Annotated in this window: 13 protein-coding genes; 10 read left to right on the forward strand and 3 right to left on the reverse strand. The window is 63.7% G+C overall.

Features of this window, described 5'->3' with window-relative positions; all coding sequences use genetic code 11:
- Positions 1–39 precede the first annotated feature (39 nt).
- The 10 genes from mtnA (at position 40) to rarD (ending at position 14,418) form a co-directional block, all read left to right on the forward strand.
- Entirely contained in the window at positions 40–1,116 is a 1,077-nt protein-coding gene (mtnA, locus tag ACNFH5_RS16700) for an S-methyl-5-thioribose-1-phosphate isomerase (RefSeq protein WP_416747768.1), read from the forward strand.
- Between the two features lie 233 nt (positions 1,117–1,349).
- Positions 1,350–4,139, forward strand: a complete 2,790-nt coding sequence (gene gyrA, locus ACNFH5_RS16705) for a DNA gyrase subunit A (protein ID WP_416747770.1) — start codon at positions 1,350–1,352, stop codon at positions 4,137–4,139.
- 14 nt (positions 4,140–4,153) lie between these two features.
- Positions 4,154–5,239 (forward strand): 3-phosphoserine/phosphohydroxythreonine transaminase, encoded by a 1,086-nt coding sequence (gene serC, locus ACNFH5_RS16710; protein WP_416747772.1) that lies wholly within the window; start codon positions 4,154–4,156, stop codon positions 5,237–5,239.
- Positions 5,239–6,336, forward strand: a complete 1,098-nt coding sequence (gene pheA, locus ACNFH5_RS16715; RefSeq protein ID WP_416747774.1) for a prephenate dehydratase — start codon at positions 5,239–5,241, stop codon at positions 6,334–6,336. Before serC ends, pheA begins: the two co-directional genes overlap by 1 nt.
- Positions 6,337–6,424: 88 nt before the next feature.
- Positions 6,425–7,537: a histidinol-phosphate transaminase gene (gene hisC, locus ACNFH5_RS16720; protein WP_416747776.1), complete on the forward strand. Its 1,113-nt coding sequence runs from the start codon at positions 6,425–6,427 to the stop codon at positions 7,535–7,537.
- A complete protein-coding gene (locus tag ACNFH5_RS16725; protein ID WP_416747778.1) occupies positions 7,530–9,749 on the forward strand; it encodes a bifunctional prephenate dehydrogenase/3-phosphoshikimate 1-carboxyvinyltransferase in 2,220 nt (739 codons plus the stop codon). Before hisC ends, ACNFH5_RS16725 begins: the two co-directional genes overlap by 8 nt.
- Entirely contained in the window at positions 9,749–10,438 is a 690-nt protein-coding gene (gene cmk, locus ACNFH5_RS16730; protein WP_416747780.1) for a (d)CMP kinase, read from the forward strand. Before ACNFH5_RS16725 ends, cmk begins: the two co-directional genes overlap by 1 nt.
- Positions 10,439–10,833: 395 nt before the next feature.
- The gene (gene rpsA, locus ACNFH5_RS16735; protein ID WP_038803317.1) at positions 10,834–12,516 is read left to right on the forward strand and encodes a 30S ribosomal protein S1; all 1,683 of its coding nucleotides are present in this window, start codon (positions 10,834–10,836) and stop codon (positions 12,514–12,516) included.
- A 139-nt stretch (positions 12,517–12,655) separates the two neighbouring features.
- Positions 12,656–13,525 (forward strand): carboxylate/amino acid/amine transporter, encoded by an 870-nt coding sequence (locus ACNFH5_RS16740; protein ID WP_416747782.1) that lies wholly within the window; start codon positions 12,656–12,658, stop codon positions 13,523–13,525.
- Positions 13,522–14,418, forward strand: coding sequence for an EamA family transporter RarD (gene rarD / locus ACNFH5_RS16745; protein WP_416747784.1), 897 nt, complete (start codon positions 13,522–13,524; stop codon positions 14,416–14,418). Before ACNFH5_RS16740 ends, rarD begins: the two co-directional genes overlap by 4 nt.
- 42 nt (positions 14,419–14,460) lie before the next feature.
- Here the strand turns inward: rarD and ACNFH5_RS16750 are convergent, their stop codons facing one another.
- From ACNFH5_RS16750 to ACNFH5_RS16760, 3 genes are all read right to left on the reverse strand, one after another.
- Positions 14,461–15,030 carry a C40 family peptidase gene (locus ACNFH5_RS16750; RefSeq protein WP_416747786.1) on the reverse strand — a complete coding sequence of 190 codons (570 nt, stop codon included), beginning with the start codon at positions 15,028–15,030 and terminating at the stop codon, positions 14,461–14,463.
- A 379-nt stretch (positions 15,031–15,409) separates the two neighbouring features.
- Complete coding sequence (locus ACNFH5_RS16755; RefSeq protein ID WP_416747788.1) at positions 15,410–15,817, reverse strand: NUDIX hydrolase; 408 nt, start codon at positions 15,815–15,817, stop codon at positions 15,410–15,412.
- The gene (locus ACNFH5_RS16760) at positions 15,814–16,359 is read right to left on the reverse strand and encodes a dihydrofolate reductase family protein (RefSeq protein WP_416747790.1); all 546 of its coding nucleotides are present in this window, start codon (positions 16,357–16,359) and stop codon (positions 15,814–15,816) included. Before ACNFH5_RS16760 ends, ACNFH5_RS16755 begins: the two co-directional genes overlap by 4 nt.
- Between the last annotated feature and the right edge of the window lie 55 nt (positions 16,360–16,414).

Consider the following 16,414-nt stretch of genomic DNA (forward strand, 5'->3'; position numbering starts at 1 on the left):
GTTGGGCCCGCGATTCCATTCGAATTGAAGAGGTGTTCCATGCGTGAGCGACTGTTGGCGGCCGAACGGGTCACGGCCATTGATTGGCGCAAGGGCACACTCCGACTGCTGGACCAGCGCCTGCTGCCGCTGGAAGAAACCTGGCTGTCCTACGAGACTGCCGAAGGCGTAGCCGATGCCATCCGCCAGATGGTGGTGCGCGGTGCGCCGGCCATCGGTATCGCCGCCGCCTACGGGCTGGTGCTGGGCCTGCGCGCCCGCGTGGCCGCCGGTGGCGATTGGCGCGCGGCGCTGGAACAGGACTTCAGCGTGCTGGCCGAGTCGCGGCCGACCGCGGTCAACCTGTTCTGGGCGCTGAACCGCATGCGCGATCGCCTGGAGCGTCTGAAACCGGGTGAAGACCCGCTGCCGCTGATGGAGGCCGAGGCCGTGGCGATCCATGAAAGCGACCGCGAGGCGAACCTGACCATGGCCCAGTTGGGGGTGGACCTGATTCGCAAGCACCACGGCGGCCCGCAGAAGATCCTCACCCACTGCAACACCGGCGCCCTGGCCACCGGCGGCTTCGGCACTGCGCTGGGCGTGTTGCGTGCAGCGCACCTGGAAGGGCTGATCGAGCGCGTGTATGCCGACGAGACCCGTCCCTGGTTGCAGGGCGCCCGTCTGACCGCGTGGGAGCTGGCCAACGAGGGCGTTCCGGTCACTCTCAATGTGGATGCGGCTGCCGCGCACTTGATGAAGACCGAAAGCATTACCTGGGTCATCGTGGGTGCAGATCGCATCACTGCGAACGGCGACGTTGCCAACAAGATCGGCACTTATCAGCTCGCTGTCACCGCCATGCACCACGGTGTGCGCTTCATGGTGGTAGCGCCCAGTTCGACCATCGACATGGGTCTGGAAAGCGGCGAGGACATCCCGATCGAGGAGCGCGACGGTCGCGAACTCCTGGAAATTGGCGGCAAACGCATTGCCGCTGACGTCGAGACCTTCAATCCGGTGTTCGATGTGACTCCTGCCGACCTGATCGATGCCATCGTGACCGAGCGCGGTGTTGTCGAGCGTCCGGACGCCGAGCGGATGGCCCAACTGATGAGCCGCAAGCGCCTGCATTGACGGGGCCTGCGGCAATTCATCGAGGGGCTTGGGCGAGGGTAGGGTTTGACCCTGGCTTGTGGTAAGCTCCGACGGTTCTTGATGGGGCATTTTTACGGCCCCCACAGCATCGCGGATCAACGGCCAAGTCGTTGATTTGTAGAGAGTCGGTGGCGCTTTGATGGCGCACCGCGCTCCGCCAGGCCCAGGACGGGCATGACGGAGACCCATTTGAAAAAGGAACCAGGCTTCTCATGGGCGAACTGGCCAAAGAAATCCTCCCGGTCAACATCGAAGACGAACTCCGACAGTCCTACCTCGATTACGCCATGAGCGTGATCGTCGGTCGTGCCCTGCCCGATGCACGCGATGGCTTGAAGCCCGTGCACCGCCGCGTCCTGTACGCCATGAGCGAACTGGGCAACGACTGGAACAAGCCCTACAAGAAGTCCGCCCGTGTCGTCGGTGACGTGATCGGTAAGTACCACCCGCACGGCGACACCGCGGTGTACGACACCATCGTCCGCATGGCCCAGCCCTTCTCGCTGCGCTACATGCTGGTCGACGGCCAGGGCAACTTCGGTTCGGTGGACGGCGACAACGCCGCGGCCATGCGATACACCGAAGTGCGCATGTCCAAGCTGGCCCATGAGCTGCTGGCGGACCTGGACAAGGAAACCGTCGACTGGGTGCCCAACTACGACGGCACCGAGCAGATCCCGGCGGTCATGCCGACCAAGATCCCGAACCTGCTGGTCAACGGTTCCAGCGGTATCGCCGTGGGCATGGCGACCAACATCCCGCCGCACAACCTCACCGAGGTGATCGACGGCTGCCTGGCGCTGATGGACAACCCCGAGCTGTCCATCGATGACCTGATGCAGTACATCCCCGGTCCGGACTTCCCGACTGCGGGCATCATCAACGGCCGTGCGGGCATCATCGAAGCCTATCGCACCGGTCGTGGCCGCATTTATATCCGTGCCCGCGCCACCATCGAGGACATGGAGAAGGGCGGCAATCGCCAGCAGATCATCATCACCGAGCTGCCCTACCAGCTGAACAAGGCCCGCCTGATCGAGAAGATCGCCGAGCTGGTGAAAGAGAAGAAGATCGAAGGCATCACCGAGCTGCGCGACGAGTCCGACAAGGACGGCATGCGCGTGGTCATCGAGCTGCGCCGCGGCGAAGTGGGCGAGGTCGTGCTGAACAACCTCTACGCCCAGACCCAGTTGCAGAGCGTCTTCGGCATCAACGTGGTGGCCCTGGTTGACGGCCAGCCGCGTACGATGAACCTCAAGGACATGCTTGAGGTCTTCATCCGTCACCGCCGTGAAGTGGTGACCCGCCGCACCGTCTACGAGCTGCGCAAGGCTCGCGAGCGCGGCCACATCCTCGAAGGCCAGGCCGTCGCCCTGTCGAACATCGACCCGGTGATCGAGCTGATCAAGACCTCGCCGACTCCGGCCGAGGCCAAGGAGCGCCTGATCGCCACCGCCTGGGAATCCAGCGCCGTGGAAGCCATGGTCGAGCGCGCCGGTGCCGACTCCTGCCGTCCGGAAGACCTGGACGAGCAGTATGGTCTGCGCGAAGGCAAGTACTACCTGTCGCCGGAACAGGCCCAGGCCATTCTGGAACTGCGCCTGCACCGCCTGACCGGCCTGGAGCACGAGAAGCTCCTGTCCGAGTACCAGGAAATCCTCACCCTGATCGGCGAGCTGATCCGCATCCTGACCAACCCCGAGCGCCTGATGGAAGTCATCCGCGAGGAACTGGAGAAGGTCAAGGCCGAGTTCGGCGATGCCCGCCGTACCGAGATCGTCGCGTCGCAGATGGACCTGACCATCGCCGACCTGATCACCGAAGAAGAGCGCGTGGTGACCATCTCCCACGGCGGCTACGCCAAGTCCCAGCCGCTGGCCGCCTACGAGGCCCAGCGTCGCGGTGGCAAGGGCAAGTCCGCCAGTGGCGTGAAGGACGAGGACTATATCGAGCACCTTCTGGTCGCCAACAGCCATGCCACCCTCCTGCTGTTCTCCAGCAAGGGCAAGGTTTACTGGCTGCGCACCTTCGAGATTCCGGAAGCCTCGCGTACTGCCCGTGGCCGTCCGCTGGTGAACCTGCTGCCGCTGGACGAAGGCGAGCGCATCACCGCGATGCTGCAGATCGACCTCGAAGCCGTGCGTGCCCAGTTTGCCGGTGAAGAAGGCGATGACGACGACGTGGTTGCCGAGCAGGTCGCCGAAGTGGTGGAAGCCGAAGAGGGTGAAGAGGGCGACGATGCTGACTTCAGCCAGGACGAGCCGACCGGCGCCTACATCTTCATGGCCACCATGAAAGGCACCGTGAAGAAGACCCCGTTGATCCAGTTCACCAAGCCGCGCTCCAACGGCCTGATCGCGCTGAAGCTGGAAGAGGGCGACTCGCTGATCGCCGCCGCCATCACCGACGGTTCGAAGGACGTGATGATGTTCTCCAACGCCGGCAAGGTGATCCGCTTCAAGGAAAGCAAGGTGCGCATCATGGGTCGTAACGCCCGTGGTGTGCGCGGCATGCGCCTGGTCGAAGGTCAGCGCATCATTTCCATGCTGATCCCCGAATCCCGCGAAGCGCAGATTCTCAGCGCCTCCGAACGTGGTTATGGCAAGCGCACCCCGCTGGCCGACTATCCGCGCCGCGGCCGTGGTGGCCAGGGCGTCATCGCCATGGTGATCAACGAACGTAACGGCAACCTGGTAGGCGCCGTGCAGGTGCTGGACGGCGAGGAGATCATGCTGATCTCCGACCAGGGCACCCTGGTGCGTACCCGTGTCGACGAAGTCCGCGGCGCTGGCCGTAACACCCAGGGCGTGATCCTCATCAAGCTGGCTGCCGACGAGACCGTCGTGGGCCTGGAGCGGGTGCAGGAGCCTACCGTTGTTGAAGACGACGAGATCGACGGCGAAGCGATCGAAGGCGAGATCGTCGACGGTGAAGTACTGGACGAGAACCAAGAAGCAGGCGAAGCCGCGGCTGAAGAAGCCCCGCAAGCCAGCGAAGACTGATAGCGAGAGTGGATGTGAGCAAGCGAGCCTTTAACTTCTGCGCCGGTCCCGCGGCGCTTCCCACCGAGGTGCTGGAGCGCGCCCGCGCCGAACTGCTGGATTGGCAGGGCAAGGGCCTGTCGGTCATGGAGATGAGCCATCGTAGCGACGACTACGTGGCCATCGCCGAGAAGGCCGAACAGGACCTGCGCGACCTGATGGGCGTGCCGTCGAACTACAAGGTGCTGTTCCTGCAGGGCGGCGCCAGCCAGCAGTTTGCCGAGATTCCGCTGAACCTGCTGCCCGAAGACGGCGTGGCGGACTACGTGGAAACCGGTATCTGGTCGAAGAAGGCCATCGAAGAGGCTCGTCGCTACGGCAACGTCAATGTCGCTGCCAGCGCATCCAAGTACGACTACTTCGCCATCCCTGGTCAGAACGAGTGGAACCTGACCAAGGACGCGGCCTACCTGCACTACGCGTCCAACGAGACCATCGGTGGCCTGGAGTTCGACTGGATTCCGGAAGTCGGTGACGTCCCGCTGGTGGTGGACATGTCCTCGGACATCCTTTCCCGCCCGACCGATGTGTCGAAGTTCGGCCTGATCTACGCCGGCGCGCAGAAGAACATCGGCCCGTCCGGCCTTGTGGTCGTCATCGTTCGCGAAGACCTGCTGGGCCGTGCCCGCAGCATCTGCCCGACCATGCTCAACTACAAGGTCGCCGCCGATAACGGCTCCATGTACAACACGCCCGCCACCTACTCCTGGTACCTCTCCGGCCTGGTGTTCCAGTGGCTGAAGGAGCAGGGCGGCGTCGACGCCATGGAGCAGCGCAACCGCGCGAAGAAGGACATGCTGTACGGCTTCATCGATAGCAGCGACTTCTACACCAACCCGATCCAACCCAGCGCTCGCTCCTGGATGAACGTACCGTTCCGCTTGGCTGACGAGAAGCTCGACAAGGCCTTCCTCGACGGCGCCGACGCACGTGGCCTGCTCAACCTGAAGGGCCACCGTTCGGTGGGCGGCATGCGTGCCTCCATCTATAACGCTCTGGGCCTGGACGCCATCGAAGCCCTGGTCGGCTACATGGCCGAGTTCGAGAAGGAGCACGGCTGATGAGCGACGCTGACCAGCTCAAGGCTTTGCGCGTACGCATCGACAGCCTCGACGAAAAGATCCTCGAGCTGATCAGCGAACGCGCCCGCTGCGCCACCGACGTGGCGCGCGTGAAGTTGGCCTCCCTGCCCGAAGGCGAGAAGCCGGTGTTCTACCGGCCCGAGCGAGAGGCCTGGGTGCTCAAGCACATCATGGAGCTGAACAAGGGCCCGCTGGACAACGAGGAAGTCGCTCGTCTGTTCCGCGAGATCATGTCCTCCTGCCTGGCCCTGGAGCAGCCGCTGAAAGTGGCCTACCTCGGCCCGGAAGGCACCTTTACCCAGGCCGCGGCGCTCAAGCACTTCGGCCACGCGGTGATCAGCACGCCGATGGCGGCCATCGACGAAGTGTTTCGCGAAGTCGCCGCCGGTGCGGTGAACTTCGGCGTGGTGCCGGTGGAGAACTCCACCGAGGGGGCGGTCAACCACACCCTCGACAGCTTCCTCGAGCACGACCTGGTGATCTGCGGCGAGGTGGAGCTGCGTATCCACCACCACCTGCTGGTGGGCGAGAACACCAAGACCAACAACATCACCCGCATTTACTCCCACGCCCAGTCCCTGGCCCAGTGCCGCAAATGGCTGGACGCGCACTACCCGAACGTCGAGCGCGTGGCGGTTTCCAGCAACGCCGACGCCGCCAAGCGGGTGAAGAGCGAGTGGAACAGTGCGGCGATTGCCGGCGACATGGCGGCCAGCCTGTACGGCCTGGACAAGCTGCATGAGAAGATCGAGGACCGCCCGGACAACTCCACGCGCTTCCTCATGATCGGCAACCAGGAAGTGCCGCCCACCGGCGACGACAAGACTTCCATTATCGTCTCCATGCGCAACAAGCCCGGCGCGCTGCACGAGCTGCTCGTGCCGTTCCACACCAACGGCATCGACCTGACCCGCATCGAGACCCGTCCGTCGCGCAGCGGCAAGTGGACCTACGTGTTCTTCATCGACTTCGTCGGCCACTACAAGGACCCGCTGATCAAGGATGTGCTGGAAAAGATCAACAGCGAAGCCGTTGCCCTGAAGGTGCTGGGCTCGTACCCCAAAGCGGTTCTCTGAATCCGCGAGCCGCAAGCCAGGGCCGCAAGACGCCGGTACGCCGGTGGATGGTTGATGGCTTGCGGCCCATAGCTTGAGGCTTTTAGCGATGTCGTGTGATTTCCTTGCCCTGGCCCAGCCGGGCGTGCAGAAGCTGTCCCCCTACGTGCCCGGCAAGCCGGTCGATGAACTGGCCCGCGAGCTGAAGCTCGATCCCGCCGGCATCGTCAAGCTGGCCAGCAACGAGAACCCGCTGGGCCCGAGCCCTAAGGTCCTTGATGCCATCCGCGCCGAACTGGCCGAACTGACCCGTTACCCCGACGGCAACGGCTTCGAGCTGAAGAGCCGCCTGGCCGCCCGCTGTAGCGTCGAGACCGCGCAGGTCACCCTGGGCAACGGCTCCAACGACATTCTCGACCTGGTTGCTCGCGCCTACCTGGCGCCCGGCCTGAACGCCGTGTTCAGCCAGTACGCCTTTGCCGTCTACCCGATCTCTACCCAGGCCGTCGGCGCCCAGGGCAAGGTCGTGCCGGCCAAGGACTGGGGACATGACCTGGAAGCCATGCTGGCGGCCATCGACGCCAACACTCGCGTGGTCTTCATTGCCAACCCGAACAACCCCACCGGCACCTGGTTCGGCCCGGACGCGCTGGAGCACTTCCTGTCGCAAGTCCCAGAAAGCGTTCTGGTGGTGCTCGACGAGGCGTACATCGAGTACGCCGAAGGCGAAGAGCTGCCGGACGGCCTGAAATACCTGGCCCGCTACCCGAACCTGCTGGTCTCGCGCACCTTCTCCAAGGCCTATGGCCTGGCGTCGCTGCGGGTCGGCTACGCGATCTCCTCGGCGCAGGTTGCCGACGTGCTCAACCGCGTACGCCAGCCGTTCAACGTCAACAGCCTGGCCCTGGCAGCTGCCTGTGCCGCGGTGGATGACGCCGATTACCTGGCCGAAGGCAAGCGCATCAACGACGAAGGCATGGCCCAGCTGGAAAGCGGTCTGCGCGCACTGGACCTGCAGTGGATTCCCTCCAAGGGCAACTTCATCGCCGTGGATCTCCAGCGCGACGCCGGACCGGTCTACCAGGCCCTGCTCGCCGAGGGCGTGATCGTCCGCCCGGTCGGCGGTTACGGTATGCCGCAGCACCTGCGCATCTCCATCGGCCTGCCGAGCGAGAACGCGCGCTTCCTCGAGGCGCTGGCCAAGGTGCTCGCCCGTGCCTGATGTTGTTCAGCGCAAACGCCTGGTGGTGGTGGGGCTCGGCCTGATCGGCGGCTCCTTCGCCAAGGGTATCCGCGAGAAGGGCCTGTTCGAGGAAGTGGTCGGCGTCGACCGCGATCCGCAGACCCGTGATCTGGCGGTGAAGCTGGGCGTGGTCGACCGCTGCGAGGAGACCCTCGCCGCCGGCTGTCGCGAGGCCGACGTGATCCAGCTCGCCGTGCCGATCCTGGCCATGGAGAAAGTCCTCGGCGAACTCGCCACGCTGGACATCGGCAACGCCATCCTCACCGACGTCGGCAGCGCCAAGGGCAATGTGGTGCGTGCGGCGAAAGCCGTGTTCGGCGGCATGCCGGCGCGCTTCATTCCCGGTCATCCCATTGCCGGCTCCGAGCAGAGCGGGGTGGAGGCGGCCAACGCGAAATTGTTCCGCCGTCATAAAGTCATCCTCACGCCGCTGGATAATGCCGACGCGGACGCGATCCAGTGCGTCGAGAGCCTCTGGCGCGAGCTGGGTGCAGATGTCGAGCAGATGGCCGTCGAACACCACGATGAAGTCCTCGCGGCGACCAGCCACCTGCCGCACCTGCTGGCCTTCACGCTGGTCGACTCGCTGGCCAAACGCAGCGAGAATCTGGAAATCTTCCGCTATGCCGCCGGTGGCTTCCGCGACTTTACGCGGATCGCCGGCAGCGACCCGGTGATGTGGCACGACATCTTCCTCGCCAACCGCGAGGCGGTGCTGCGCATCCTCGATGTATTCCGTGACGATCTCGACGACTTGCGCGAGGCCGTCGATCAAGGGGACGGGCAACAATTGATGGGCGTCTTCACCCGCGCCCGGGTTGCCCGCGAGCATTTCAGCAAAATCCTGGCCCGCCGGGCCTATGTGGACGCCATGCACAACAATGACCTGATTTTCCTGGCCCAGCCGGGTGGCCGCCTCTCCGGACGTGTTCGCGTACCGGGCGACAAGTCCATTTCCCACCGCTCGATCATGCTCGGCTCCTTGGCCGAAGGCACGACCGAGGTGCAAGGTTTCCTCGAGGGTGAAGATGCCCTCGCCACCATCCAGGCGTTCCGCGACATGGGCGTGGTCATCGAAGGCCCGCACCACGGTCGCGTGACCGTTCACGGCGTCGGCCTGCACGGCCTGAAGACCCCGCCCGGCCCGATCTACCTGGGCAACTCCGGCACCTCCATGCGCCTGCTCAGCGGCCTGCTCGCCGCCCAGCCGTTCGACACTACCCTCACCGGCGACGCCTCGCTGTCCAAGCGCCCGATGAACCGCGTCGCCAAGCCGTTGCGCGAGATGGGCGCGGTGATCGAGACCGGCCCCGAAGGCCGTCCGCCGCTGACCATCCGTGGTGGCCAGAAACTCACCGGTATGCACTACGACATGCCCATGGCCAGCGCCCAGGTGAAGTCCTGCCTGCTGCTCGCCGGCCTCTACGCCGCTGGTGAAACCTCCACCACCGAGCCGGCCCCGACCCGTGACCACACCGAGCGCATGCTGCGCGGCTTCGGCTATCCGGTCGACGTCGAAGGCGCCACTGCCCGAGTCGAGTCCGGCCACAAGCTCACCGCCACGTCCATCGAAGTCCCGGCTGACATTTCCTCCGCCGCCTTCTTCCTGGTCGCCGCGAGCATCGCCGAAGGTTCCGACCTGACCCTGGAGCACGTCGGCATCAACCCGACCCGCACCGGCGTCATCGACATCCTCAAGCTCATGGGCGCCGACATCACCCTGGAAAACCAGCGTGAAGTGGGCGGCGAGCCGGTCGCCGACATCCGCGTGCGCTCGGCCCAGCTGAAAGGCATCGACATCCCCGAGGACCTCGTGCCGCTGGCTATCGACGAGTTCCCGGTGCTCTTCGTCGCTGCCGCCAACGCCTCCGGCCGCACAGTCCTGCGCGGTGCAGAGGAGCTGCGGGTGAAAGAGTCCGACCGTATCCAGGTCATGGCTGACGGCCTGCTGGCCCTGGGCGTGAAGTGCGAGCCGACCCCGGACGGCATCATCATCGACGGCGGCAGCTACGGCGGCGGTGAGGTCTGGAGCCACGGCGACCACCGTATCGCCATGTCCTTCAGCGTGGCTTCCCTGCGTGCAGGTGCGCCGATCCGTATCCACGACTGCGCCAACGTCGCGACTTCCTTCCCGAACTTCCTCGGGCTGGCGTCCGGCGCGGGCATCCGCGTCGCTGAGGAGAAGAACTGATGAACGGCGAATGGCCGGTAGTCGCCATCGACGGCCCCAGCGGCTCGGGCAAGGGCACCGTCGCCGGTCTGTTGGCCAAGCGTCTGGGCTGGAACCTGCTGGACTCCGGTGCGCTGTATCGCCTGCTGGCGTTCGCCGCCGGTAACCACGGCATCGACCTGACCAACGAGGAAGCCCTCAAGGTCCTGGCCGCTCACCTGGACGTGCAGTTCACCCATGCCAAGGGCGGCCAGGGCCAGCACATCATCCTCGAAGGCGAAGATGTCACCGATACCATCCGCACCGAGCAGGTCGGCGCAGGCGCCTCGCAAGTCGCTGCACTGCCGGCGGTACGCGATGCCCTGCTGCAGCGCCAGCGCGCCTTTCTCGAAGCCCCCGGCCTGGTGGCCGATGGCCGTGACATGGGTACCGTCGTCTTCCCCAGCGCCCCGCTGAAGATATTCCTCACCGCTTCGGCCGATGAACGCGCCCGTCGCCGCTATCTGCAGCTCAAGGGCAAGGGCATCGACAGTGACCAGGCGCAGTTGGCCGAGGAAATCAGCGCCCGCGACGAGCGCGACAGCCAGCGTGCCGTCGCTCCGCTCAAGCCCGCCGAGGGTGCAATCCTGGTGGATTCCACTTCGATGAGCATCGACGAAGTGGTAGAGAGCATCCTCGCCGAAGTGGCCCGACTGGGGCTGGCTGACTAATCGATCGGTAAACGACGATCCCCGGCTATGTCGGGGATTTTTCTTTTGGGGTGGGGCGGTCCTGAGGATGCATCTGACAGGCGGCTCCCTCATCTTCCGAGGCTGGGCGAAAATACAGGAGTGAGGTTGGAATCGCGAAGGGCGTCGGAGGCCGGGGTGCTGATTGACGCAATGCGCATCCATTGCTACCATTCCAGACCTTATATCGGGAGGGTTTCGCGTCTACGGAGCGAAGCGTTCCCTCAAAATCTGAATGTGGAGCATCCGTTTCGGCGGGTGCAACAGGGGGCCGGCAGGATACCAGTCTTGATCCTGCTGGCTTCTTTTTCATCACTTGACCGTGTTCGCTGGTGGCGCGGAATCGGGCTTACAAGCCTTTGACTACAGGTATAGACATGAGCGAAAGCTTCGCAGAACTCTTTGAAGAAAGTCTTAAATCCCTCGACATGCAGCCGGGTGCAATCATCACCGGCATCGTGGTCGACATCGATGGTGACTGGGTCACCGTCCATGCCGGTCTGAAATCCGAGGGCGTCATCCCGGTCGAGCAGTTCTACAACGAACAGGGCGAGCTGACCATCAATGTGGGTGACGAAGTCCACGTTGCGCTGGACGCGGTAGAAGACGGCTTTGGTGAAACCAAGCTGTCCCGCGAAAAAGCCAAGCGTGCCGAGAGCTGGATCGTTCTGGAAGCTGCTTTCTCTGCCGACGAAGTGGTCAAAGGCGTTATCAACGGCAAGGTCAAGGGTGGCTTCACCGTCGACGTCAACGGCATCCGCGCGTTCCTGCCGGGTTCGCTGGTCGACGTGCGTCCGGTGCGTGACACCACTCACCTGGAAGGCAAAGAGCTCGAGTTCAAGGTCATCAAGCTGGACCAGAAGCGCAACAACGTTGTCGTTTCCCGCCGCAGCGTGCTGGAAGCCGAGAACAGCGCCGAGCGCGAAGCTCTGCTGGAATCCCTGCAGGAAGGCCAGCAGGTCAAAGGTATCGTCAAGAACCTCACCGACTACGGTGCGTTCGTTGACCTGGGCGGCGTCGATGGTCTGCTGCACATCACCGACATGGCCTGGAAGCGTATCAAGCATCCGTCGGAAATCGTCAACGTTGGCGACGAGATCGATGTCAAGGTTCTGAAGTTCGACCGCGAGCGCAACCGCGTATCCCTGGGCCTGAAGCAACTGGGCGAAGACCCATGGGTTGCCATCAAAGCCCGTTACCCGGAAGGCACCCGCGTTACCGCGCGCGTCACCAACCTCACCGACTACGGCTGCTTCGCCGAGCTGGAAGAGGGCGTGGAAGGCCTGGTACACGTCTCCGAAATGGACTGGACCAACAAGAACATCCACCCGTCGAAAGTCGTTCAGGTTGGCGACGAAGTGGAAGTTCAGGTTCTGGACATCGACGAAGAGCGTCGTCGTATCTCCCTGGGCATCAAGCAGTGCAAGTCCAACCCGTGGGAAGACTTCTCCAGCCGCTTCAACAAGGGCGACAAGATCTCCGGCACCATCAAGTCGATCACCGATTTCGGTATCTTCATCGGCCTGGAAGGCGGCATCGACGGTCTGGTTCACCTGTCCGACATCTCCTGGAACGAAGTTGGCGAAGAAGCCGTTCGCCGCTTCAAGAAGGGCGACGAGCTGGAAACCGTCATCCTCTCCGTTGATCCGGAGCGTGAGCGCATCTCCCTGGGCATCAAGCAGCTGGAAGACGATCCGTTCTCCAACTACGCATCGCTCAACGAGAAAGGCACCATCGTTCGCGGTACCGTGAAAGAAGTTGACGCCAAAGGCGCTGTCATCAGCCTGGGCGGCGAAATCGAAGGCATCCTGAAAGCCTCCGAAATCAGCCGTGACCGCGTTGAAGACGCTCGCAACGTTCTGAAAGAAGGCGAAGAAGTCGAAGCCAAGATCATCAGCATCGACCGTAAGAGCCGCGTTATCTCCCTCTCCATCAAGTCGAAAGACGTTGATGACGAGAAAGATGCGATGAAAGAACTGCGTCACAAGCAAGACGTAGAAGCTACTGGTCCGACCACCATCGGTGATCTGATCCGTGCTCAGATGGAGAACCAGGGCTAATCCCTGATTCACCATCCAAGGAAAAGGGCGACTTCGGTCGCCCTTTTTCGTTTCTGCCTATCGCTGGCGCGGGCGCGCAGCGCTTTCTCCAAGCCGAGACTGGCGCTATGGTGCCCGCCCCGTTCCGGTCGCTATCTCCATGCCATATCTGCTTTTCGTCACCGTCCTCTGGGCGTTCTCCTTCAGCCTGATTGGCGAATATCTCGCCGGGCAGGTCGACAGCTATTTCGCCGTGTTGACCCGCGTGGTGCTGGCCGGCCTGGTGTTCCTGCCGCTGACCCGCTGGCGCGGCGTCGAGCCGCGCTTTATCGCTGGCGTGATGCTGGCAGGCGCGCTGCAGTTCGGCATTACCTACGTCTGTCTCTACCAGAGCTTCCGCGTGCTGACGGTGCCGGAAGTGCTGTTGTTCACTGTGCTGACGCCGCTGCACGTCGCGCTCATCGATGACGCGCTGAACCGCCGCTTTAACGCCTGGGCGCTGTTGGCTGCCGCCGTGGCGGTGCTGGGTGCCGGGATCATTCGTTATGACGGCGTCAGTGGCGATTACATCCAGGGCTTCCTGCTGCTGCAGTTGGCCAATGCGACCTTCGCGGCCGGGCAGGTGTTCTACAAGCACCTGGTGCAGCGTTATCCCTCGGATATCCCGCAATTTCGCCGCTTCGGCTACTTTTTCGTCGGTGCGCTGCTGATTGCGCTGCCCGGCTGGCTGCTGTTCGGCAATCCCCAGAAGCTGCCGACCACCGACCTGCAATGGGGCGTGCTGGTGTGGATGGGCCTGCTGGCCACCGCGCTGGGTCAGTTCTGGTGGAACAAAGGCGGCACAATGGTGGATGCGGGCACCCTGGCGGTGATGAACAACCTGCACGTGCCGGTGGGCCTGCTGATCAACCTGCTGATCTGGAACGAGGCCGCCGACCTGCCGCGGCTGGCGCTGGGTGGTGCGGTGATCGTGGCGTCTTTGAGCGTCAACCGTTTCGGCCTGCGCCGTCAGAAGGAGCGCTGCGCATGAACATCTCCGGACGGGGCGTAGCGCTTTCCCTGGCGTCTTCCGTGCTGTTCGTGACCCTGCCGGGTTACATCCATTCGCTGGAGCCACTGACCAGCATCCAGGTGATTGCCCACCGGGTGGTCTGGTCGATTCCCATGGTCCTGCTGCTGGTGCTCTTCACCCGTCAGGGCGGCGTGCTGCGCGATGCGGGGCGGAGGCTGCTGCGCGAGCCATGGCTGCTGGCGTGCTTCCCGCTGACGGCGGCGATGATGCTGATCCAGTGGGGCGTGTTCATCTGGGCGCCCATGGTCGGACGCACACTGGAGCTATCGCTGGGCTACTTCCTGCTGCCGCTGACCATGGTGCTGTGTGGCCGAGTGTTCTATGGCGAGCGACTGACCACTCTGCAGGGTATCGCCGTCGCTTTCGCGCTGGCTGGCGTGCTGCACGAACTGTGGCTGACCCGCGCGTTCTCCTGGTTCACCCTGATCACCGCGCTGGGCTATCCGCCGTACTTCATGCTGCGACGCAAGATGGCGGTGGATTCGCTGTCGGGCTTCGTCTTCGAGATGATCGTGCTGCTGCCGTTCGCCCTGGCGGCCCTGTGGATAACCGATAGCGGCAGGGTGCTCGAGGAAGTGCCGCGCCTGTGGGCGTTGCTGCCGCTGCTGGGCCTGATCAGTGCGCTGGCTTTTGGCGCGATGATGGCGGCGAGCCGGCTGTTGCCCATGGGACTGTTCGGGATTCTGAGTTACGTCGAACCGGTGCTGCTATTCGCCATAGCCGTGCTGTTCCTGGGCGAGGCGTTCAACCCGGCGCAGATCTGGACCTACGGGCCGATCTGGATCGCTGTACTGCTGACCGGTTGGGATAGCGCGCGACTGTTGCGCCGGCAGGCGCGTCGCGGCTTGTAGATGAGGGGCAGGCGCTCTCCCGCAAGGGGAGAGCGCTCAGTATCAGTCGTAGCGACCGCCGACGTCAGCCTTGGCCAGGGTTTCCGGCAGGATGCGGCGGGCAGCGGTGTAGTGCTTCTTCCAGTAGTCGCCGCCGAGGTCGGAGACGCGGACCTTCTGGCCGCGGCGCGGCGCGTGGACGAACTGGTTGTCGCCGACGTAGATGCCAACGTGGTCGACATTGCGGCGATTGTGGATGCGGAAGAACACCAGGTCGCCGGGCTGCAGGTCACCACGCGCCACTTTCGAGTTGCCGCGCATGCTGTACATCTGCTGCGCGGTGCGCGGCAGGTCGACCTCGTCGACGTTCTGGAACACGTAGTTCACCAGGCCGCTGCAATCGAAGCCACGCTTGGGCGAAGTGCCGCCCCAGCGGTAAGGCGTACCGATCATGCTGTAGGCACGCTGGGTAACCTGGTGCGCCTCGGTCTTGGTCTGCTTGACCGGCTTGGCGTTGAAGGTCAGCAGGGCGCTGCCCTGGACCGGGACACGGAGATCAACCGGTGCCGGTTGAAAAGTGCGCGTGATCTTGGAGGAGGCGGTTGCCTCAGTGGCGGCTAAAAAAGTCGCCAAGCCTATGGAAAGGCATGTCAAAAGGGTACTTCGCATTCGGCATGTCTTCTTGCTGGTTGATATCGCCCAGACTCCGCTGGATCGCCATTGTTGTCGGCGTGGTTTCCTTTGGTCCGCTCAAAAATTCCACGCATTCTGAACGACTTTTCATGACAGTTCGTACCGTCTGTCGATTCTGAGTTTTCCCTTGTGACTTGCAGGGCGCTGCGTGACATGTGCTCTGACGCATCAGTCACGGCCTGACCTTATAGCCTGAAGCCCTATAAACCGGGCGTTTCGGCGCAGAAGGCAGCTGCGCGCAAATTGCTGGCGAAAAGCCAGAACGAAAGGAGTTCTTAAGGAAAAACCCGACGGAATGCAGGTATTTGAGCTGAACGAATCAGTGCAGATGGGCAAGCAGAGCGGGAAGAACCTGCTCGCGCAGCAGTGGCGCGAGGTTGTGCGGGTAGGCGCCGGCCGGGTCCATCCAGGCCAGTTCTTCCAGCTCGGCGGCGGGCTGGACGGCGCGGGGCAGGGCGCCGATGAAAACCTGCGCGTCCACGCGCATGTCCGGCTCATTGGCGGCGTCAGCGTGGAAGTGGCCGAGCGGGGTCAGCGCAGAAGCCTCCAGATGCAGGTCGAGCTCTTCACCGAGTTCGCGCAACAGGGCCTGGACCGACGTCTCGCCAGGCTCGTGCTTGCCGCCGGGCAGCATGAAGGCCTGGGTGCCACGCTTTCGCACCAGCAGCAAGCGCCCGGCGTCATCCAGCAGGCAGGCGGCGGCGATACGAATGGTGGCGAGGGTCATGGCGAGGGCGTTTCCTTCAGAACCTGGTAGCGCATCTGCACGATGCCGCTGGGGAAGCTGCGCTGCTCCAGCAGTTGCAGGCGTTGCTCGAGCCCGATGCTGAACAGGGGAATGCCAGCGCCGAGCAGGTGCGGAATGATGCTCACGATCACCTCGTCGAGCAAGCCTCCGGCGAGGAAGTTGCCGGCCAGACTCCCGCCGCCCACCAGCCAGATGCGCTCGCAGCCGCGCGCCTCCAGTGAGGCGAGGGCGTCCACCGGTGTGTAGTGTTCCAACTCCACCTGGGGTGCGGCCTTGGGCAGATGGTTGGAGCGGGTCATGACCAGCGCGGGCTTGTCCGGATAGGGCCATTCGCCCTGTTTCAGGCAGAAGAGATAGGTGGCGCGGCCCATGAGCAGGCCGTCGATGCTGGAGTAGAAGGCGTTGTAGCCGTGGTCGTCGGCGCCGCTGCCGTAGCCTTCGAGCCAGTCCACGCTGCCGTCAGGACGGGCGATATAGCCGTCAAGGCTGGCGGCCACGTAATAAATGAGAGTCGATGGCACCTACATTCTCCTTTTTGTCAGGCCCATCAAAGCATGGCATCGCCTTTGGCCGGGC

The sequence above is a fragment of the Pseudomonas sp. NY15435 genome (genome assembly GCF_048068295.1).
Classification (GTDB): domain Bacteria; phylum Pseudomonadota; class Gammaproteobacteria; order Pseudomonadales; family Pseudomonadaceae; genus Pseudomonas.